The organism is Nocardia alba NBRC 108234 (assembly GCF_001612665.1).
Taxonomy (GTDB): domain Bacteria; phylum Actinomycetota; class Actinomycetes; order Mycobacteriales; family Mycobacteriaceae; genus Nocardia; species Nocardia alba.
Window position 1 is genome coordinate 115,624 of the sequence record NZ_BDAX01000025.1, and the last position, 19,548, is coordinate 135,171.

A 19,548-nucleotide genomic window follows, 5' to 3' on the forward strand; every position below is an offset into this window, starting at 1 on the left:
TTCGGCCTGGTCACAGTGTGGGGTCGAGCAGGATCTTGGCTTCGTGGGGATTGGTGCGGAGGCGTTCGAACGCATCGGCTACTTCGTCGAGCGCGACGGTGCTGGTGAGTAGTGGCCGCACGTCGAGGTCGCCTGCGATCAGATGGGCGAAGGTCTGGGCGAAATCCTGTGGTGAGTAGTAGAGCGAGAAACGGATGTCGAGTTCCTTCAGGATCCCCTGTGCCGGCTCGAATTGGTCTGGTGCGAGGTTGATTCCGGCGACGACGATGCGTGATCCCGCGGGCAGACCGTTGATGAGCTGTTGGATCAGCCCGGGTGCGCCGACGCATTCGAATCCGGCGGTGGGGCGCAACGGCAGTTGTCCCAGCACAGCGGTCGGTGGTGCCATCCGGGCGGGATCATCGGTTGCCGCGGCCGCTATCAACGCGTCGAACGGCGATGTCCGCTCGGGATCGACGACGACATCGGCTCCCATGCGCTCGGCGAGTGCGCGCCGCTCGGGTGAGAAGTCGGACGCGACGATGGGCCCGATTCCGCGCATGCGCAGGATCGCGATAACCGCCAAACCGATAGGGCCACAACCGATGACGAGTGGCACGGTATCAGGCAGCAGCTGGGCTCGTTCCACGCTGCGGTAGGCCACCGCGAGGGGTTCGGTCAACGCCGCGACGCCGGTGTCGAGGTGATCGGGCAACTCGATCAGCAGCGGCTCCGACAGCACCATGCGTTCGGCGTATCCGCCGGGGGTCTCGATGCCACCGAAGCCGAGCATGACCGGTCGCGGCCGCAGCAGCATCGGCATCGAGACGACGCGACGGCCGATCGGGATGCGCTGTTCGGTATCGGGGCCGTAGGCGGCGACCCGTCCGACGAACTCGTGCCCGAAGACGACGGGCCGTGCCAGGTCGAGTAGATCGATGCCGGCCGCGCCTCGGGTCGCGGCATTGAATTGCGGGCCGTGCTGAGCGCAGTGCAGGTCGGACCCGCAGATTCCGCAAGCGAGGACATCGACGAGGACCTCGCCAGGACCCGGAACCGGCTCGGCCACTTCGGCGACACTCAATGAACTGTTCTGCATCAGCACCGCTCGCATCCGGCCGGTGCCGGGAGGGGGCGATTGCTGTCCGATGGCGGTGGTGGGGCCGGGAGAAACCGACATGTGCGGATCCTTTCGATCGACGATGCGCTCAGCGTTCCCGAAGGACCTCGTCGATGTCTTGACCTGAAAGGACAATCCTTTGACTCTGCGGGACAGTGTTATGACCCGGACCACGTCTGCATCGGCATCGCGCTCGCGGGTTCGGACTGCCATCTGTTCCTGAGCGCGGCGGGGCTCGCGCCGAACCACCGTCGACACGATCGGGTCAGCACGCTCTGTTCGGCGTATCCGAGCTCGCGGGCGAGATGGGCCAGAGTGACCTCGGTGTCGCGGAGGTAGCGCTCGGTCATTTCTCGGCGGACGTCATCGACCAGCGCCGCGAACGAGGTCCCCTCGGCGGCGAGGCGGCGTTGCAGGCTTTTCGGATGCAGTCGAAATTGCGCCGCGATCACCGGTAGGGTCGCGGCGCCCGTGGGTAGCAGCTGTCGCACGAGTTTCCTGATCGAGGTGCGCAGCGTGCGATCGGTACGGTCGATGACGGTGTCGAGGTAGGTGAGCACTGCCCGGTGGGCCTGATCGTCTTGGATCAGGGGGCGTTCTAGATCGGCTGCCGGAAGGGTGAAACCCGCGCGCGGTTCGTCGAAACGGGTGGTGCAGGAGAAATACCGCAGATATTCAGCTCTGCTGATCAGCGGTCCGTGGGGAAGGTGTACGACGGTGGGTGCGTAGTGCGAGCCGAGCATGAACCTGAACACCTGTAGTGCGACCCCGAGGGACAGATCGATCGTCTGCGGATGAGCCGGAGGGTGAGCGATCAACACCGCGAACTCGAAGAACGCCAGTTGGTCACCCGGCAGCGGCTCGACATGGACACCGATGGCAGGGCTGTAGGCGGCCAGGTAGTGCTCGAAGGTGCGCAACGCATCGGCGACGGTCGGGGCGGTTCGTGCCGCGACGCCGACCGGGCCGAGGATGTCGATGCCCTGCCGAGTACCCAGCCGAAGCCCGAAGTCGGGGGTGGCGGTGGCCGCGGCCGCCGATTCCATCGCGTACATCATCGCCGGATAGGTGAAGAACGCGTCGAACCGGCCGACATCCTCCGGCCGGATTCCGGCGCCGCGCAGCAGAGCGTCGGGGTCGCCACCACACTCGGTGACGAGCTCACGAAATCCGGTCAAGGACGTGCCACGGATCACAGACATGTCCCTTACTGTCAAATATTTGTCTTCTGCAGTCAAGACCTGGGTGGGCCTGGCCGGGCAGGGTGGAGTTCCGAGTGATCCACGGAAGGAAACCCCTATGACGAGCCCGACCGTCCCAGCCCCCGCGACCACCAGTACCGGGGCACTGCTGCCTCTGGTCGCACTCCCGCAGGGCGAGCTGCTGACAGTGAACGAGAAGGACATCCCCCTGGTGCGTGACGCTCTCGGACCGGGAGTTCATTTCAAGCCGCTGCGAGTGGACATCGAGAACGGTGAATGGGTGGTACTCGCGACGTTCGCGCCCGGCGCGCGGATCCCCCTGCACTACCACACGGGAGTCGTCGACTCCTGGACCATCAGCGGCTGCTGGTACTACGAGGAATACCGCGATCAGCCGCAGACCGCCGGTTCCTACCTGTTCGAGCCGGGGGCTTCGGTGCACACGCTGACCTGTCCGGAATCCAACACCGAGGACACCACTGTGCTGTTCCGGATCAGCGGAGCCAACGTCAATTTCACCGACGACGGCGCTTTCCACTCGATCCTCGATGCTGCCCTGGTCGCACACCTGACCCGGACCCTGTCCGAGGAGCGGGATCTGGGCCCGGTCGCCTACATCACCGGCGGCACGGCCGCAGTCGCCGGGATGGACGCCCTATGACCGGCGGCACCGCCCGGCCGACGCCGGACATGGTGGGAACCACCGTGTTCATCACGGGGGCGAACGGATTCATCGGCCGTGCCGTCGCACGGCGATTCCGGGAGCTCGGTGCCCGGGTCCGCGGCGTCGACTTGATCGCGAACCCCACCGATGATGTCGTCGCGGGGGACATCACCGAACCCCACGCGTGGGCTACCGCGCTGGCGGGCAGCGATCTCGTCGTCCACACCGCGGCGCTGCTGGGAGCGGCGTATCCGTTGCGGGATTCCTGGCGGGTGAACGTGCTCGGCACCAGCCGCGTCCTCGACGCGGCCGTGGCGGCGGGCGTGCCTCGGTTCGTGCACTTCTCCTCGGTCGCCGCCTATGGCTTCGCCTTCCCCGACAACGTCGACGAAACCTATCCGGTCCGGGTCAACGGCGACGTCTACACCGACACCAAGGTCAACTCCGAGGCTGTCGTGCTGGCCGCGCACGCCGCGGGCCGAATCGAGGCGCGGATCGTCCGCCCCGGCGATGTGTGGGGACCGGGTTCGGTGTGGGTCCGCTCGCCCATCGCCGAGATGCGCAAGCCGACCGGATTCCCACTGCCCGACGGTGGGACCGGAATCTTCTCACCGGTATACATCGACAACTTCGTCGACGGTCTCACCCTGGTCGCCACTTCCGACCGCTCCGCCGGCCAGATCTACAACATCACCGACGGAATCGCGGTTCCCTGCTCCGAATTCTTCGGCCATCTCGCGCGGATGAGCAACGGCCGTGTGCGTACCCTGCCGATGCGACTGGCCGCGCCGCTGGCCGATCTCGTCGGCGCGGTACTGCGCCGCACCGGCAACCCCACCGACCTCAGTGCCGGCACGATGGGTCTGCTCAATCGCAACGCCGGTTACTCCATCGACAAGATCAGGACCGAACTGGGCTATCAGCCACAGGTTTCGATAGACGAAGGCATGGCATCGGTCGAGACCTGGGCACGCGGCGAAGGTCTGATCCCGAGCTGATCGGCCTAGGTCTCGAAGGCAGGCATCGTGTACTGGCCATCCTGGACTGCCTGGCTGGGTCCGTACATCCGCAGAATCAGGTAGGCGTCCTTGTCCGGGATGGGCAGGAAGTTCGGGTCGTCCGCGTGTGCGTCGACATCGGCGCTGAGCAGGAGTGTGTAGTAGCCGTCGGCGTCGGGCGTGAGGGTGCGGTCGCCGCGGCTGTGGCGGTTGATCGCGTTGTGGGCCATCAGGCGGTCATCGCTGCCGTACACCGTGAACGACCAGAACTCGCTCGCCGCGGGAGGCTGAAAACGGGCGTGGTACGTCTGGCCGGCGGATCCGTTGATCGGGCGGCCGTCCGCGCCGGTCTCGACCTTCATATACACCGACTCGACCGGCGGCAGGCCCCATTGCCCGAGGAAGGTGCCGATGGCGAACAGGTCGCGCGGCCCGTCCTGGAGGTCGGCACGGGTGCCGAGCAGCCGTGCGGCGCTGGTCTGTTGCGGTGCGAGCGCACGGATGTGGGCCATACCCAGACGCTGTCCTCGTTCGGCGGCGTCGAGCTGTTCTGGGGTGAAATCGGTTCTGCCGGGCGCCAATCCGACCTCGGCGTAGTCGGCGAGCCATGTCGCGTCGGCCTGTGCCATCGAACCCGCGGCCAGGGCGAAGTTCACCCGTCGCAGCCAGTTCGTCGATGCCGGGTCGGGATAGTCGCGCGTCGGCGCCGCCGGGCTCGGGGCGCCCAGGAATGCCGATAGTGGCTCGATCCGCCACTCATCCTGCAAGTGGCGGGCGATCTCGAGGTCGTCACCGCCGATCGTCATGATGCGGCCCATGACCTTGACCAGGTCCGACTCCGAGCGCACCACCGCGTCCATGCCGTCAGGGACGGTCCCCTGCCACGACCGTGCGGCGAAAAGGAAACGACCTCCGCGGGTTCCGCGGGTACGCGACCCGATCATGGCGTTGGTGTAATGCCCGAGGTCCATGGTGTGCAGGATCCAGTACCGGCCCTCGTCGAAATCCGGGATCGTCACCACCACGGGCTCGGCCCCGACATCGAACCAGCCCTGCAGATGCAGCGTGTCGTTGTTGATCGTGGGGTGCGCGGTGTAGCTGTCATCGGCCAGGTCTCGCAGCAACTGGAATTCGTTGAGTGCGATGCCCGGTTCGATCGTCGTCTCGTACAGGAACTTGTACGCCTCGTCGATCGAGTACCCGTACAGGTACGCGTCCCGGGCAAGTCCGTCGGAAATCGCCACACGATCACCTTCCGATTCATCGAGCGCTGCCACAGTCCGGGGCTCGTCGGCCCGGGTATCGGCCACGCTACGTAGGCGGACGCCGAAAAAACTCACCCGAACAAGGTGAAACGGGCCGATCATCGACCGAGCTCCAAGGCATAAGAGCCTCGCGGCCCAGGCGGTGGGCAACGAGGGCTACGCGGCCGGCGCCTGACACGGTGCCCCCGCAGCACGAAAGTCAACGGCCCGAGATAGCCTCGGGCCGTTGACATCCGGATATTCGAGTGTGGTGCCGATCTTCGAGCCTGCTGCTACTTGACCGAATCGGCCAGTTGATCGGCGAACGGGGCGACGAACTTCCCGACAAGGGGAAGCTCCGTGCGGACACCACCGCTGTTGTTCGCCCCGACCATGGCCATGATGCAGACGACGAGTGCGAAGACGCCGAGCACCAGTCCCGCGAGGCTGAAGATGATCCCCAGTGCTCCGAGGAGCGAGCCGACGATGCTCAACACGACATTGAGCACCGAGACGGCCGCGAAGAAGATGATCGATTGCGCGGCGTGGAATTTCACATCCGGATCGTTCTTCGCCGCGAAGAGGAAGATGATGCCGGTGAGCCAGCCCAGCGCATACGACAGGATCGCGCCGGTCTTCTTGTTCAGGCCTGCGGGCAGTGAGTTGTTCGAGGGAACTTGAGAAGATGTCATGGCGTAAGTAGACGCCGCGCCCGCCACCTACCGATCCCAACTTTCCGAACGAAACCAGCGTCGGGACTACCGATCCGGACTCGCGGCGCCCGTCGTTGTTCCAGCGGCGGGCGAAATCTTCCGCCACCGGCAGCGGTGGCGGAAGTCGGTCGACAGGCATCTGCTGCGGGAGGGGACTGCCTACACGAGGTGACGGTCGCGAACATTGCCCGCTTCGCCATGCGGATCAGTCCACGTGGAACTCGATCGAGCCCGGCTCTGGCAGGTGCGCGGTGCCCACGGTCAGTGTCGCGGTGAAATTGCCGACGCCGCCCGGACGGAACAGCGCAGAGCGGCCGACACCCCAGGAGCCAGGGCCCGGCACGGCGACGGTTCGCGTTCCGGTTTCACCGGTATCGAGATTGCGCCAGCTGAGCGTGATCGGCACCGAGCAGGCGCCGACCCCATAAGTGTTCGACCGAACCAGGAAACTGGCCAGGCCCTGGCTTTCCGGACCGACACCCGCGTCGATCTGGGCGAGGCAGAGACCGCCCTCGGCGACGGCGTAGACAGTCGGGAAGTTGCGCACGTCGTAGACCGCGGAGGCGGGTGCGGCAGTCGCGCAGAGACCCGCCGTGGCGGCGGAGGCGATTCCGACCATCACTGTCGACCTTGCTGAATTCATCGAGTGTCCTTTCGGAACGACTGGATCGGGGTATCGATGACTGGACTACCCGTGTATCGCCCTGGAGAACAATGCGGTACACCAATGGAATTGGGGTCATGCGGGCGAGGATGCGGCGTGGTAACTGTCCATCGAGAACTCGCTGGCCGAGGGGTCCCTCCCTGTGGATGGCGCCGCGATCCGCAGTCGAACACGAACCCGCCCATCAAGAATTTGTGCGCACGATCGAGAGAGAGGAGAACTGGACCGATGAGCCACACCAGCTGGAAGACCCACCGAGAATGCCAACTCACCGAGGGCTACACCGAACCCTCCGAGGTCACCGAGGCTCGCCGCGGGATCCGACTTTCCATGGCCCTTGCCCAAACTGTCTACGATCGCCGCACCGAACTCGGCCTTACCCAAGCCGAACTCGGCGAACGGGCAGGTCTGACCCAAGCCGAAATCTCCCGCATCGAAGGCTCCGACACCGTCCCCGCCGTGCCCTTGCTCGCGAAACTCGCCGCAGCTCTCGACGCCACCCTCAACATCGCCCTCGATGCCGATGACATCCAGGTGAGCTTCACCAGTCGCCACACCGACGCCGCCTGGGTTAGACACGGCTGCAGCGATCTATCGCGCCTCGCCCAAAACCGTCCCTACAGCCCTTGAAGGAACACCCTGGCTCGTGGACCCTGCGGTCAGTCAACCTGCTCGACCGAGGCAAGGGCCTGGTCCGCGTGGTTCGCGACAGGGACCCAAGGGACCCCAAGTGCCCCCCAGGACACCATTGCCCTTCCCGGCTACGCGGTGGATATGCTCGACCGGCGTCGCGAGCGGATGGAGCAGCGCAAGCGAGATTGCCCTCCGCCGATCGGCTACGACGTGGATCTGATCGGTGCACTGTCGGCCCCGACGCAAGAAAGGCTCTCGACCAGTTCGTGGAGGGGAAAGTAGTTCCGCGTTTGTAGTCGGAAAGTAGTCGATCCGGGCGAAATTGCCCGGACAACCAAAAAGCCCTCCACCTGCTTGCGCTGGTAGCGGGCTTTTTATGCTCCCCCATCTGGACTCGAACCAGAACCTGCCGCTCTAAATGCTTTGCTTCCCGACGGTTTTCAACTTTCTCAAAGCAGCCCCTCACCTGTAGATTTGGTGTTCGAGGTGTTCCCGCTGGATCCCGCTCGGTCTCATTGATTCCCGATGATTCCGTGTTGTTTCGTGTTGCGATTCGAGTCCTGACAGGCCAGGGCAATCGCATACGGCTACACGTTCAACAGTCCCTCCGTCGGCTTTGCGTACGATCGTGACTGACTTCGTCGCCAGCTCGGCGTCGCGACCGACCAACCGAGGAGAGATTGCCGATGTCCTGGCGGGAGACCACACCCCAACCGGTCCAAGACGACATGGACGACCTGCTCGACGCCGTGCTGACCCTGGCCGAAGAGCAGCTGACCCAGCGTGGCGAGTTCTACCCCTTCAGCATGGCGATCGATGCCTCCGGCGATAGGAAACTCTTCGGGGCGGGGACCGGGGACGCTCGGCGTGCCAAGGAGATGAGTTTCGGCGCGCTCAAAGCGATGCGAACCGACATCCGAGCCGCTGCGGTCGTGGTCGACGTCTCCTTGCCGGAAACCGGCACGAGCGGGATCGAGGTGCACATCGAACATTCCAACGGGCCGGCGATCGGCGTGCTCAAGCCCTACACGATCTCCAGCGGTACGGTCACCGCCGAGCCGTTGGAAGGCTTCGCTGCCCAACACCTGATCTGGTGAACGGTGAAGGGGAAGCTCAGCCCTGGTCGTAGCGGATGATCCGCTCCGCATTGCGCCGATACCAAGGAAACTTCGAGGTCAGGAACGGCTCAACCAGGTTACGCACGCCTTGAGCTCGCAGCTTCGACAGCGCATCGAGAGCGTGCCCCTGCACGGTCTCATCGTCGAGTTGGGCGGCAGCGACCGCGGCAGCATCGGGATGCTTCGATTTGCCGAGCCAGTCAACCACCATCTGCCGATCAGCCCCGAATCGGTGGTCCGCAGCGATGTCGGCGAGTTGCTCGAAGTACTCCTTGCCGGCCGGAATCTTGTAGAGGGCGTTGCCCGCCGCCCACCGCACGCGCGCGCTTGCCGCCTTGGCATGGTCGAACTGGCTGATCAGCGCCGGGATCGCCGTGGTCTTGCGCGATTCCTTGCGGTTCAGGGCATTCGTCAAGCTCAGCCGCGCCAGGTCGCGGCCTTCAGTTTCAAGACCCGGCCACCGGTCTTCGAGTTCGGTGAGCCATTGAGCGATCACCACGATGACCGCTGGTGAGTTCTGCAGGCGGCTGCCGATTTCCGGGATCGTGTCGGCATACCCGCCTGCCCGGTGATACTCGTCGAGCAAGCGGGTCGCAGCGTCGTCGTCCGTGGGGGTCAACTTCGGAAGTCCATCGTGGTGTGTTTGATCTTGCCCTGGTTCACGAGATCTTGTAACTCCTGGGTGAGGCGGGTGTTGTGGTCGGTGATCAGGACGAACTGATACCCATTGGCCTGGCAATACGCCATGTCATCTTTGAGCTGGTTATCGTAGCTCTGGTACTGAACATTCTTGACCTCGGTGAGGCGTTTGGTGGTGTGATCGAGGTCGTCCGGTACGGCATTGCGCCTGCCGGTCACCGAAGGGATCGATTCCTTCGTCTTGTTGGTGTCGATGCCGGCCCGCGCTTCGGCTTTCGCCCCTTCGAGCTTGTTCCGGCGCGCGGTCGCTGGTTTCGTCGGAGGTGGGGGGTTCTTCAACTGCTTGTTGAGAATAGGTGTGAAATTGGTGTTCACCGCGCTGACTACCGTCGCAGACACCGCGGTGAACGTTCCGCACGACACGCGTTGTGCATCGGCGAGGCCATCGAGCATTCGCTGAATCTTGTTGCGAGAGTGCTCAATCTCAGCCTCGGCCGCATCCAGGATCAGTTTCTTGATAGGTCGTCCGATAGTGGCGGCGTTGACTGTATTGATTGCCTGAGTCACAGTTTGCAGTTGCATCTCCCACTCCGCGCCCTCCTGTGCGGCCCGTAGAACGACGGCGTACCCATCGACTGCACCGGCCTGCTGACGGAGCGCATCGCCGAGGATCTCCAACCCGCCAACCACGGACTTGTGGGCTTCGTCGATGTCGGGAATTTCCTCACTGGTCGAGCAGGCGAGGGTCTTCATCTTGGGGTTCAGATCGGTGTCGAGCGTGCTATAGACCGAGGCAACGGTCTGCCAACTGGTCGCTACCGATTGCATCCGATCGGCGTTGCCATCGATCCACTTCGTGGTGAGGCCCATGACGATTTCCCATCCGACCGGTTTCGGCCGGGTGCCGCCCGACGGGGACTTCAGTGGGCGATGCACAAAGGTCTTCGCCCCTGGATCGGAGGAGGGTAGCTGCTTTCCGGTGTTGTAGTCCTCCGCGTTTTCGGATTGGTCGTGGTTGACACCGCTCTGGCGGATCAGCGCTGCCATCTTCGCGAGGACGTCGGTAGCCTTGCCCGCGGTGACGACGGCTTCGATGCCTGAGGTCCAGTAGCCTTGCGCCCACAACGCACCGCTGTTGTCGTTTCCACTGATATGCGTCGCGTCACGGAGTTCCTGGTCCATGTTCGTCAACGCGGTTGTCGCCGACCGGCTCGCGAGACTGTATGCGCCGGACAGTTCGTAGAACGCCTCCGGATTGACGTCGAGTTCCGCCACAACCGGTCAGCTCCGCCACATCGCCACATTGGCAGCGATCGCCTCGGTGTAGTTGCTATGCGCGGCCTGCACTGACTGCCGCATGTCCTCGATTCCGTCACGAATTTCCTTCGCAGCGGCCATGAGTCGACTATGCGCGGCCTGTTGGGCGGAGGCGGCGTCGCCTTCCCACCCGGTCTGCAGTTTGCTGATCGCGGTATCGAAGGCTGTGATCTGCTCGTCGAAGAACCCCCCGAAGCCCGTCATCCTCGCCACGATGGAGTCCAGTAGTTCGAGGTTGACGCTATGAGACATCCGGCAGATCCAATGACGAGGCTACCGATTCGATCGCTGCGGCGTTGACGCCATCCTGGCCGAGGTAGGCCTCTGAACTGGCATCTAACGCAACGGTAGTGTCGCGGATGGCATCGAGCAGCTCCGACAGCCCCTCCCGTACGTCAGAGAATCCGGCAGCGAAAAGTTCGCCTTGGCTGCCCTTCCATGTATCTGTCAGCTGAGTGACGTCTCGGTCCAGTGACCCGAACCCACCAGAAAGGCCGTCGAGCAAATCTCGTATCGCCTTGGCTGCAGCGACGAGCTCGGCAGGCGCAGCTACGAACGTCTCGGGTGTTGTCATTCGATCCCCCTCGATGATACCGGCCAAACATAGCGCATCCTTCGAAGCGGGGTGACAATGGCAATCGACTTCCAATGGGCATGTGGACCTCTGAACTGGCCCTTCACCTGGTCAAATGCGATTCGTCGCTCCCGTGTTGACGGAGCGCGGCGACTGAATCAATCACAACATCGCTGGCTCATGCCATCCCGGTAGACAGGCGGCAGCCGAGGTGAGATTTCCGACTCACAGCAGTGAACCGCCATGGGTTCGGTTGTCACCGCCCTTCTCGAGGAAGACGAGCAGACCATGCCAGCGAAGTACGACGAATCGACCAAGGCTAAGGCTGTCCGGCATCGTGACGATTACGACAGCGAGTAGAAACGCAAGATCGCCGAGTCGGAGCAGGCGATCGAAATCCACAATGCTCCAACAACTTTCATCGCGCGGGAGGGCGATAGTTTGTAAGTTCGTCGTCGAGCATCGGGCTCGGTTCTGGGGTGCTCCGATCTGCCGCGTGTCGAGCGCGCACGGCGCCCAGATGTCGCACACCGAAAGGCCTGAAGAATATGACATCCGACACGAATCTGTGCGCGAGGGGAACGCAACCTGAACTACCCCTTATTGGGCAGCGCCAAGGCAGCAGGCCGAGGAACCGCCGGACTTTCGTTTTCTCTTGGCTTCCGGTAGTCGACAGGCGCAGCAGCTGGAAATTGTAGCGGCGGCAGATCTCGTCTTTCAATGCGTCGCGGGCTAGTTGGTCAGGGTTCGCCTCATGAGTGCTGAAGCCGTCCACTTCGATGGCACCCACGTTCTGGTTGGTGATCCGGTTGTAGAGAACGAAGTCGAAAGACGCTCGGCGGCGGATGAATTTGCGATGTTCGATGTCCAGGCGCTCCCACCCATGCGAGAACACGTTTCCGAGGAAGACCTGTGGGTGGACGGCGAGGTGATCGTGTCCGGGTTCGGCGAGAACGCCGTTGAGCATCGTGAGTGTGATGTCCTCGGAATCCCACTGGGTCCGCCCCCACCCGATCTGTGGATTGCGGCGCCGCCGTTGGTTGTATTCGGTGTAGAGCAGATCGAAGATCGACACCACGTCGCTGTCGATGACCGCGTTGGCGGGGTCCCGGTATCGGATATATCCGATCAGATCGCGCAGATGCCTGCTCGCGGGCAGTTCGGAAGGGTGCGTGACCAGGACGAACAAGCGCTTCGCGCGGGACACGGCGACGTTGATCAGGTTCGGGTCGTCGGCGAATTGCAGAGCCTTCTCGCCGCTGTGCGTGTCGTCGAGGACCGTCGTCATCACGATCGCGTCCTTCTCCCTGCCTTGGAATTTGTGCACGGTGTCGGATTCGATGGACTCGATCAACGCGTCGGCCACCTTGTTGGCCTGACGGCGGTATGGCGTGGTGACCCCAACGCGATGTGGCGGGAAATCGGCGGACACCCAGGACAGGACTTCGTGTCGGATCACATCGATCTCACGTTGGTTGCTGAGCCCTCGCGACATCGGGTCGTCATCGCGGTAGCTGCGGCGCATGTGGTTGCCGGGTTCGGTACGGACGATGCGCATCGGAGCCACGCCCGGTGTACTGCTGGTATAGGGAATCAGCCTGTTGCGGTAGAACTTTCGGTTGCAGTACCCGATGATGTCGGGATCGCACCGGTAGTGCTCCCGCAGCATCTCCCGGGGCACATGCTCGGGATACAGGTCGAGAATCGTGGCCAGAATGCTGCGCCGATAGTCGAAGACCGGCTCGGGTGGTTGGGGTAGGTCGGTGCGGTTGGTCGTCACCGGGGGCAGTTGCGCCAGATCACCGACCACGACGACATTGCGCGCGCAGGCCAAGGCCGGAACGACAGTCACCAAGTCGACTTGTGACGCTTCGTCGATGATCAGATAATCCAGCAGTGTGCCACGCCCGATGCTGTTCTGCAGCGAATGGCAGGTGCTCAGGATCAGCGGATAGTCCTGTGCGAAGCGCCCGAACTGTTGTCGATAGCGGTTGGTGTGGATAGTCCGCGACTGTGCACCGTAGCGGGCACGCAACGCGTCCTCGAGCAATTGCTGGGACAGTCGCGTCTGGTCGGCCTGCAGCTCAGCGAAGTTCCTACCCGCCAGCGCCGTGGTCAACTTCTCGACCTGCCGTTCGAGTTCGGCGATCTTCTTCTCGTAATACAGTCGCTGAATACGCAAAACGACCTCGGTGTCGTCCGCGTCGACCTTACGTAGCGCCCGGTATTTGAAGTACCGGTTCATCGTGTCGACCAATCGCGCCCATCCACTGTCGCCGACCCAGTTCGGATCGGTGTCCGCGATGAAGTCGAGTAGCTTGTTAGCGCTGTAGCGACGCAACAGGGGCAGAGCATCGGCATCCGGGACAGCGTTGCGGTCGAAGAACGACTGGAAGTGCCGTTGCTCGAGCTGGTAGGCGTGCAGTTGCTGGCGCAGCCGGGCGCGCTCACGGTCCTGCTCCTGCAATGCCACCAGACGTCGGTTCACCGCGCCGAGTTCAGCGGCGGCATCGGTGGCACCGCCCGCGACCGCGTTTACCAGCGCGTCGACGGCAACATTGCGGGTGACCTGACTCTGGAAGAACTCCTCGCGCTTCTCCTTCTTCCCGAGATTCGCCGCCACCAGTCCGAAGCCCTCCTTGGTCAGCTTCTCGAAGACGTTGTCGACCGCGGAGTTGCTGAACGCCACCACTCCCGCTGTCGCGCCCGGTCGGCAGATGACCGAGGCGATGATGTTGAGGATGGTTTGCGTTTTTCCTGTGCCTGGTGGGCCGTCGATCACCGAGATCGGGGCGCGCAACGCATTGCGCACGGCCGTGCTTTGGCTGATGTTGGTGTGGAACGGATATACCGGCAGTGTCATCTGGTCATCGGGCAGCCCGTCGATTGGTGCCCGCGCGAGAATCCTGGCCAACGCGCTGTCCGGATGGATGAACTCCAGGCTCTGGTGGTTCCGAAGTAGAACCCCGGAATCGTCCTTCAGCTGCTCCGCCACCGCGCACCAGTAGGCGAGCACATCGCGTGCGCGGGGGAGACTCGCGGCATTCGGCACCACCTGCACCCGAGTGACGGGGTAAGCATCCCAGCCTCCGTTGCTGTGTGCCACGTGCCACCACGAGCCGAACTCGGACGGACCGGCGAACAGGTAGGCGTCGACGGCATCCACCGGCGAACCATCGACGAGAACCCGCACATCAGTCCCCAGTGAGAGGTGTGTAGGTCGTTCGAGAATCGCTACTCGATCCCATCCATACGAGTAGTCCGTCGAACCGCCGAAACGCACCCGGATTCGTTGTGGCCCAGGTTCATACCCTTGGATCTCCAAAGTCTTGTCCTCGGGGACCCAGTTATCCTTCCGTCGAACGACCACCGCGACAACCCGTGGATCGACCACCGAACCCCCTCGCCCGAACTCCCCAGCGGACCGTACTAGTTCTACGCGCCCGCAGCCACAGTGGCAGCTCGATGCCCGCGCGGTTCAAAGGCTACCGCCCGCTGCCGAAAGTGTCGGCTCAGCAATAGAATTCGACAATCTCGCATGGATCACCGGTCAGCCGGCGCTGCGAGCTGGCTGTGCTTTCTGCCGAACTCGTCGACGATCTCCCCGCGCCGCGCAGGAACTCGAATGATGCATCGGGCGCTTGCCCGAGCGGCCACGCCATCGAACCACTTCATCGGAACCGCTGGCGGCATTCCTGGTTCAGTACTCGAGCCATGTCTTGCGGCCGTAGTACCTATCCATCTCTTCTTCCTCCTCTGGAGTCGGCTGGCGGCTTTGAGGCCGAGGCTGTTCCGCCGCACGTGGAGGGGGCGGGGGAGCGCTGTCGAAATCGGCGGCTGGTGCGGACGGCCTCGCAGTAGCGGGGCGGGAGTATGGCGATGGTGGCTGCGACGCAGCCGGACGTGGTGGTGCCGGGGCGCGCTGCGGTGCGGTCGGCACTGACCGGACTTCGGGAAGCGGTTGGTTGAGAGCGTCGGCCCTGCGTTCGGTGAGCGCGGCGAGACGTGGGTCGGCCTCCAGGGCCGCGATGGCGGCCGATATCGCCTTGTGGGATTCGGCGATGGCCACAGTGTGAACCCGGACGAGCTCGGTGACGAGAGCGTCGGGCGTCAGGGCCCTGGCGGCGGCCGACAGTTGGACATCGAGGATGGTCCCGTCCTGGCCCACCTCGAGTCGGACGAGGTCGCTGTCGGGCCGGGCGGCGGATAGCGCGACGAGCGAATTCTGCAGGTGGTTGACGTTTTTGGACAGTGGGTCGATGTCTTCCACGATGTGTCTCCCCTCGACGTCGCGTTGACCCAGAGTATAAGGTGACCGCGGAATGATCACGTTTGAGTGACGGCACCCCGGGGGGCGCTTTCCAGGGGTTTTGCCAACAAGGCGGGGGAGTGCAGTGGGCGCTTACGATGATCTTGATCTCGATCCGGCTGCCGCGCGGGTGCTGGCTGACGGTTTGGGGACTGCTGGCCAGGACGTTCAGGTGATCGGCAAGGGCGGCTCCCTCCCGGACGGGATGCTCGACGCGTTCCCTGGCGGCGACATCTCCGAGGAGTGCAAGAACGCGGCCCGCGCTGCCGATAAGTCGATGCAGTCCGCCGGAACCGCGTTGGCGGAGTTGGGTGGTTTGACGGTCGCCGCGATCATCGCCTTTCAGCAACGCGATCAAGCCAACGCCGACGGCATCACCAAGGTGGGCGGCGGGATCAAATGAGCAAGGCATTGACCGTTGCGCAGGTGTTGAGCTGGCGGCCTGAGTCGCTGACGGCGCTGGCGAACGAGTGGAACCGGCAAGCCACCGAGCTCCGCACCGAGATGGACGAACAGTGGCGAACGGTCGACAGTTCGCGCGAGTCCTGGAAGGGCGCTGCCAGCGAAGCGATGCGCACCCGATTCGAGACCGTGCGCACTCAGTCGATGGTCGTGCTGACCTCGCTGGACAAAGGTAAGACGACTGCCACGTTCAGCGCTTCGAACTATCAGGTCGCCAAGACGCTGGTAGCGAATGCGAAGACCAATGCCGAGGCGGTGCCCAAAAACTTTGAGGTCAAGCCTGACGGCACCTGCGAGATCACCGAGATCACCAAGCGTGCGGTCTACTCCGCCGTTGGTGGTGACGCGGACCGGTACAGCACTGCGATTGCGGCGCTGACGACGGATGCGGATGCGTGTACTGCGGTATTGAAGCGGGCATTGGCGAACGCCGCGGATGTGGACACAGTGGCGACTAGCGCGATCAAGGCCGCGTTCACCGGTCTGCCCGATGATGCCGGGTTCGAGAACAGCAGCGCGCCGAAGGCTCCAGTCTCTGTTCCGCAACCGCCGAAAGGTGGAACGGCCGAGGAGAATCGAAAGTACTGGAACTCGCTGACACCCGAGCAGCAGACGGAGGCGGTCAAGACGATGCCCTCGACGATCGGGAGCATGGATGGGCTACCTGCCGATGTGCGGCACCAAGCCAATCTGACCTATCTGGCGTCTGAGAAGGACCGGTTGGATCAGGAGGTCACCCGCCTTGCCTCCGTCGTTCGAAGCAACCCCAAGAACATCGGCGCAGCGCAGGAATTGCAGGACAAGCAAGCACGACTTGCTGATCTGAAGGCAATCGACCAGACATTGGCGGAAGCCCAAACCGGACAGCCGCGGAAACTTCTGATGCTCGACACCACTAACGGCGAGCAGGTTCGTGCTGCGATTGCCGTCGGCGATCCCGACACTGCCGACCACATCTCGGTGACAACGCCGGGGCTGACGTCCAACGTGCGCGAGTCGTTACCGTCGATGGTCAACGAAGCCGGAGCACTGCAGAATCAGGCGCAGTCGCAACTGATCGGTGCGGGTGCTCCTGATAGCAAGGTCTCGACGATCGCGTGGATGGGGTATGACCCGCCGCAGAAGGGCATGACCTATCCGGAAGTTGGACTGCAAAACCGTGCGCAAGAGGCCGCGGTACCGCTGTCGAACTTCTACCAGGGTCTCGAAGTAGCCAACCAGAACACCGATCCGCACATTACCGCCCTCGGACACTCGTACGGGTCATTGGCAACAAGCCTCGCCCTCCAGGAAAAGGGCGGTGCGGTCGACGACGTCGTGTTCTACGGGTCGCCAGGAATCGGCGGTGATCTCCAGATCAACAACGGCCCCAACCCCTTCAACCTGGCGGGATTCAACGATGCCGTGGAGTCCGCGGAGGACCTCGGGGTGAAGCCTGGTCACGTGTACGAGATGACCGAGAAGAAAGAGTGGGTCGGGAACTTCAATTCCTTTGGCCGAAGCCCTAATCAGATGCCCTGGGTGACACATCTCAGCACCGATGAGGTCACGATCGGCGATACCACCTACACCGGCGCTGAAGGGCATTCCGAGTACGGCAGGGTCGACAACTCAACAGGCCAGTTGCATCGCAGCGGCTACAACTTGGCTGCGGTGGTCGCCGGCCTGCCTCAGAACGCAATAGATCCGGGTGGTGGTGGGCGATGACCTCGGAAGGGCAGGTCAAGAGAAACCGGCAGATTCTACTGGCGGTATCGGCTGTCATCGGGTCTTGTGTGCTTGTCGTCGTGTTCGTGGTTGGCATGTGGGCGTGGGCGACCTGGGGTGAAGATCCGTATCGCGACGACCAGACCAGTCCGGAGGAGACCGCTGAAGCTGCCGAAGTTCTGCAGCAGCGCGTCAGTGCGGAGGAAAGATCGGAACAAGTAGTCGAAATTTCGAAGGCGCTCCAAGAGGCGGCGTCCGCAGTATCTCCGGCGACGCAGTGGACCGTTCGCGACATCCATGAACCGCCGCGTCAGTGCGTGGCTCCGTTCGACCGAACTTATGGACATCTCGGTCGGTTGACGTACTCGACTAGTCAATCGCCTATCCCGGAACAGTTGTGGCCCCAGTATTACGATCGCATTCGTGCCTTGATCGCACCGCTCGGTCTCGAAACTGAGTTCAAAGATCACACGGTCCGATCGGCGAAGTATCCAGAAGTTCCGGCAATCACCGTGATCGACCGGGCCGATGGAACCAGAATTTCTGTTTACAATTCCGCCGCAACCGCGTACAAAGCCGCAGGAACCACAATTTCGGCCAACATCGGATGCCACCTGCCTGCCAACAAGTACAGCTCCCCAATTCGGTGAAACCTCGGCGATTGGATGTCGCGGCCTTCAGTTACAAGACCAGGCCACCGGTCTTCGATTTCGGTGAGCCATTAGCGATGACCACGGCGACTGCTGTCTAGTTCTGCGGGCGGCAGCCGATCTCCGGGATCGTGTCGGCGTAGCCGCCTGCCCGGGGATACGCGTCGAGCAACCGGGTCGCGGCGTCGTCGTTAGTGGGGGTCAACTTCGGAAGCCCAGTCAGCTTTACCCAGCCACTACGCCGACGCAGCCTAAGTGGGCAGGCTCGTCTCGTCTGACAGCGTTGTAGGAGGGACGTCCGATCGACCTCTAACCTCGGTTGCCGGGTACCCGAACATCGTTACAAGGCCTACTGCGTCGCACTCATCCGACACAACGATGTCGCACTCGAGCCCGATCGGGCCGTTGCCGAGAACCCACACGCCGCTGACCTAGCACGCAGAATCGTCCCGCCGTATCGAGTACGCCTGGTACGCCGACAAGCGACCTCACACACTGCCGAACCGGCCCAGACCGAGGTTTCTGTGACCAGCTCGCGATGACATCGACGGTCCACCCCGCAAACGCGAGGGCGGATGTACCGTCAGCTAGCGGGTCGTTTCGGCGGTCGGCTTCGACCATATCGGCGCTGATACAGGTAGGCCACCAACAGTCGGTCTGGGCGAATTTGCATGGGCACACGAAAAGCCCTCCACCTGCTTGCGCTGGTAGAGGGCTTTTATATGCTCCCCCATCTGGACTCGAACCAGAAACCTGCCGATTAACAGTCGGCTGCTCTGCCAATTGAGCTATAGGGGATTGCCCTGGGTGGTTAGACTCAGGCGGTCGGCCTTGGCGGGCTGACCGAGATGAAACTTTAGCGCATCGTGTCGTGGGAACCCAAATCGGGGCGCTACCTGCGGACATGCGGCGTATGACGATGTGCTGCCGAATGGTGGCCGGATCGACACGGGTGGGGCGGCTGGGGCAGGATGGAGCCTGCACACAGACGTGGGAGGAGCTCCAGGAGATGCTGCGGTTGATCATCGGCGTGGCGGCCGGTTATGTGCTGGGTACGAAGGCCGGTCGGGCCCGCTACGAACAGATCACCGCGGCCTCGCGGGCGGTCGCGGGTAGTCCGGTGACGAGGAAGCTGGTGTCGGTGGGTCGGCAGAAGCTGTCGGACAAGTTGAGCACGCAGCCGAAGCTGGAGCCGATGAAGCCGATCGATGAGCGCACCACGGTGTTGGTTCCACAAAACCAGTTGCGTCGCTGAACTGGGCCGGTCTCGGGGTAGGGTCCGCTCGTGCCGTCGAGCGCGTGCGGACGAATATCCAACTGTCGAATCATACTGATGCGCAGACTCGGCGAAACTCACCTCAGTCACACCGATTTACGGGGGACCACCATGACCGATCCGCAACTGAATGTTGCCGGCGCCGAACCGGTGTCGTTGTTCAGCGCCCAGCATTTCGGCGATGGGAGCGCGGAGCCCGCCGCGCCGGTCCCCGGAAACCATCTGCCGACCTTTCTGGCCGCTGTCGAAGATCCCGACCAGAGCTAGCAGTGCTCGGCC

General features: G+C 63.2%; 20 protein-coding genes and 1 tRNA gene. 9 read left to right on the forward strand and 12 right to left on the reverse strand.

Going from position 1 to position 19,548, the window contains the following annotated elements; all coding sequences use genetic code 11:
- Positions 1–10 precede the first annotated feature (10 nt).
- Together NA12_RS25315 and NA12_RS25320 are read right to left on the reverse strand one after the other, a co-directional pair.
- Positions 11–1,159 carry a zinc-binding dehydrogenase gene (locus NA12_RS25315; protein ID WP_243655075.1) on the reverse strand — a complete coding sequence of 383 codons (1,149 nt, stop codon included), beginning with the start codon at positions 1,157–1,159 and terminating at the stop codon, positions 11–13.
- A gap of 98 nt (positions 1,160–1,257) precedes the next feature.
- Positions 1,258–2,301, reverse strand: coding sequence for an AraC family transcriptional regulator (locus NA12_RS25320; RefSeq protein ID WP_067456333.1), 1,044 nt, complete (start codon positions 2,299–2,301; stop codon positions 1,258–1,260).
- 97 nt (positions 2,302–2,398) lie between these two features.
- Between NA12_RS25320 and NA12_RS25325 the strand changes: the two genes are divergently transcribed.
- Both NA12_RS25325 and NA12_RS25330 read left to right on the forward strand, forming a co-directional pair.
- A complete protein-coding gene (locus NA12_RS25325) occupies positions 2,399–2,962 on the forward strand; it encodes a 2,4'-dihydroxyacetophenone dioxygenase family protein (protein ID WP_067456336.1) in 564 nt (187 codons plus the stop codon).
- Positions 2,959–3,963, forward strand: coding sequence for an NAD-dependent epimerase/dehydratase family protein (locus NA12_RS25330; protein WP_067456339.1), 1,005 nt, complete (start codon positions 2,959–2,961; stop codon positions 3,961–3,963). The genes NA12_RS25325 and NA12_RS25330 overlap by 4 nt, the downstream gene beginning before the upstream one ends.
- Positions 3,964–3,968: 5 nt before the next feature.
- Here the strand turns inward: NA12_RS25330 and NA12_RS25335 are convergent, their stop codons facing one another.
- The 3 genes from NA12_RS25335 to NA12_RS25345 all read right to left on the reverse strand — a co-directional run bounded on the left by NA12_RS25335 (position 3,969) and on the right by NA12_RS25345 (position 6,563).
- Entirely contained in the window at positions 3,969–5,207 is a 1,239-nt protein-coding gene (locus NA12_RS25335) for a DUF1254 domain-containing protein (RefSeq protein ID WP_207905656.1), read from the reverse strand.
- 293 nt (positions 5,208–5,500) lie between these two features.
- Positions 5,501–5,899 carry a DUF4870 domain-containing protein gene (locus NA12_RS25340; RefSeq protein WP_067456342.1) on the reverse strand — a complete coding sequence of 133 codons (399 nt, stop codon included), beginning with the start codon at positions 5,897–5,899 and terminating at the stop codon, positions 5,501–5,503.
- Positions 5,900–6,125: 226 nt separating this feature from the next.
- Positions 6,126–6,563 (reverse strand): hypothetical protein, encoded by a 438-nt coding sequence (locus NA12_RS25345; protein WP_067456345.1) that lies wholly within the window; start codon positions 6,561–6,563, stop codon positions 6,126–6,128.
- Between the two features lie 249 nt (positions 6,564–6,812).
- Here NA12_RS25345 and NA12_RS25350 point away from each other — a divergent pair, with 249 nt between their 5' ends.
- Both NA12_RS25350 and NA12_RS25355 read left to right on the forward strand, forming a co-directional pair.
- Positions 6,813–7,214, forward strand: a complete 402-nt coding sequence (locus tag NA12_RS25350) for a helix-turn-helix domain-containing protein (RefSeq protein ID WP_084473090.1) — start codon at positions 6,813–6,815, stop codon at positions 7,212–7,214.
- Positions 7,215–7,903: 689 nt separating this feature from the next.
- Entirely contained in the window at positions 7,904–8,314 is a 411-nt protein-coding gene (locus NA12_RS25355; protein WP_067456348.1) for a hypothetical protein, read from the forward strand.
- A gap of 16 nt (positions 8,315–8,330) precedes the next feature.
- Here the strand turns inward: NA12_RS25355 and NA12_RS25360 are convergent, their stop codons facing one another.
- The 6 genes from NA12_RS25360 to NA12_RS33865 form a co-directional block, all read right to left on the reverse strand.
- Positions 8,331–8,954, reverse strand: a complete 624-nt coding sequence (locus tag NA12_RS25360) for a HEAT repeat domain-containing protein (RefSeq protein WP_067456351.1) — start codon at positions 8,952–8,954, stop codon at positions 8,331–8,333.
- Entirely contained in the window at positions 8,951–10,249 is a 1,299-nt protein-coding gene (locus NA12_RS25365) for a putative toxin (RefSeq protein WP_067456354.1), read from the reverse strand. Before NA12_RS25365 ends, NA12_RS25360 begins: the two co-directional genes overlap by 4 nt.
- A gap of 6 nt (positions 10,250–10,255) precedes the next feature.
- A complete protein-coding gene (locus NA12_RS25370) occupies positions 10,256–10,543 on the reverse strand; it encodes a WXG100 family type VII secretion target (protein WP_067456357.1) in 288 nt (95 codons plus the stop codon).
- The gene (locus NA12_RS25375; RefSeq protein WP_067456552.1) at positions 10,533–10,865 is read right to left on the reverse strand and encodes a WXG100 family type VII secretion target; all 333 of its coding nucleotides are present in this window, start codon (positions 10,863–10,865) and stop codon (positions 10,533–10,535) included. Before NA12_RS25375 ends, NA12_RS25370 begins: the two co-directional genes overlap by 11 nt.
- Positions 10,866–11,283: 418 nt before the next feature.
- Positions 11,284–14,031 (reverse strand): AAA domain-containing protein, encoded by a 2,748-nt coding sequence (locus NA12_RS25380; protein WP_132370206.1) that lies wholly within the window; start codon positions 14,029–14,031, stop codon positions 11,284–11,286.
- 534 nt (positions 14,032–14,565) lie between these two features.
- On the reverse strand, positions 14,566–15,135 hold the full coding sequence (locus tag NA12_RS33865; RefSeq protein ID WP_132370204.1) for a hypothetical protein: 570 nt from the start codon (positions 15,133–15,135) through the stop codon (positions 14,566–14,568).
- Positions 15,136–15,259: 124 nt separating this feature from the next.
- Between NA12_RS33865 and NA12_RS25390 the strand changes: the two genes are divergently transcribed.
- Genes NA12_RS25390 through NA12_RS33285 form a run of 3 tightly spaced genes read left to right on the forward strand, consistent with a single transcriptional unit; the run spans position 15,260 to position 17,993 of the window.
- Positions 15,260–15,577 carry a hypothetical protein gene (locus NA12_RS25390; protein WP_132370202.1) on the forward strand — a complete coding sequence of 106 codons (318 nt, stop codon included), beginning with the start codon at positions 15,260–15,262 and terminating at the stop codon, positions 15,575–15,577.
- Positions 15,574–17,343, forward strand: a complete 1,770-nt coding sequence (locus NA12_RS25395) for an alpha/beta hydrolase (protein ID WP_067456369.1) — start codon at positions 15,574–15,576, stop codon at positions 17,341–17,343. The genes NA12_RS25390 and NA12_RS25395 overlap by 4 nt, the downstream gene beginning before the upstream one ends.
- The gene (locus NA12_RS33285) at positions 17,340–17,993 is read left to right on the forward strand and encodes an LppA family lipoprotein (RefSeq protein ID WP_084473091.1); all 654 of its coding nucleotides are present in this window, start codon (positions 17,340–17,342) and stop codon (positions 17,991–17,993) included. Before NA12_RS25395 ends, NA12_RS33285 begins: the two co-directional genes overlap by 4 nt.
- A gap of 725 nt (positions 17,994–18,718) precedes the next feature.
- Here NA12_RS33285 and NA12_RS25400 read toward each other — a convergent pair.
- Positions 18,719–18,791: transfer RNA gene (locus NA12_RS25400), tRNA-Asn, on the reverse strand.
- A gap of 211 nt (positions 18,792–19,002) precedes the next feature.
- On the opposite strand from NA12_RS25400, the gene NA12_RS25405 reads away from it, so the two are divergent.
- Together NA12_RS25405 and NA12_RS25410 are read left to right on the forward strand one after the other, a co-directional pair.
- Positions 19,003–19,248: a hypothetical protein gene (locus tag NA12_RS25405; protein ID WP_067456555.1), complete on the forward strand. Its 246-nt coding sequence runs from the start codon at positions 19,003–19,005 to the stop codon at positions 19,246–19,248.
- 132 nt (positions 19,249–19,380) lie between these two features.
- Positions 19,381–19,536 (forward strand): hypothetical protein, encoded by a 156-nt coding sequence (locus NA12_RS25410; protein WP_157106414.1) that lies wholly within the window; start codon positions 19,381–19,383, stop codon positions 19,534–19,536.
- Positions 19,537–19,548: the final 12 nt, after the last annotated feature.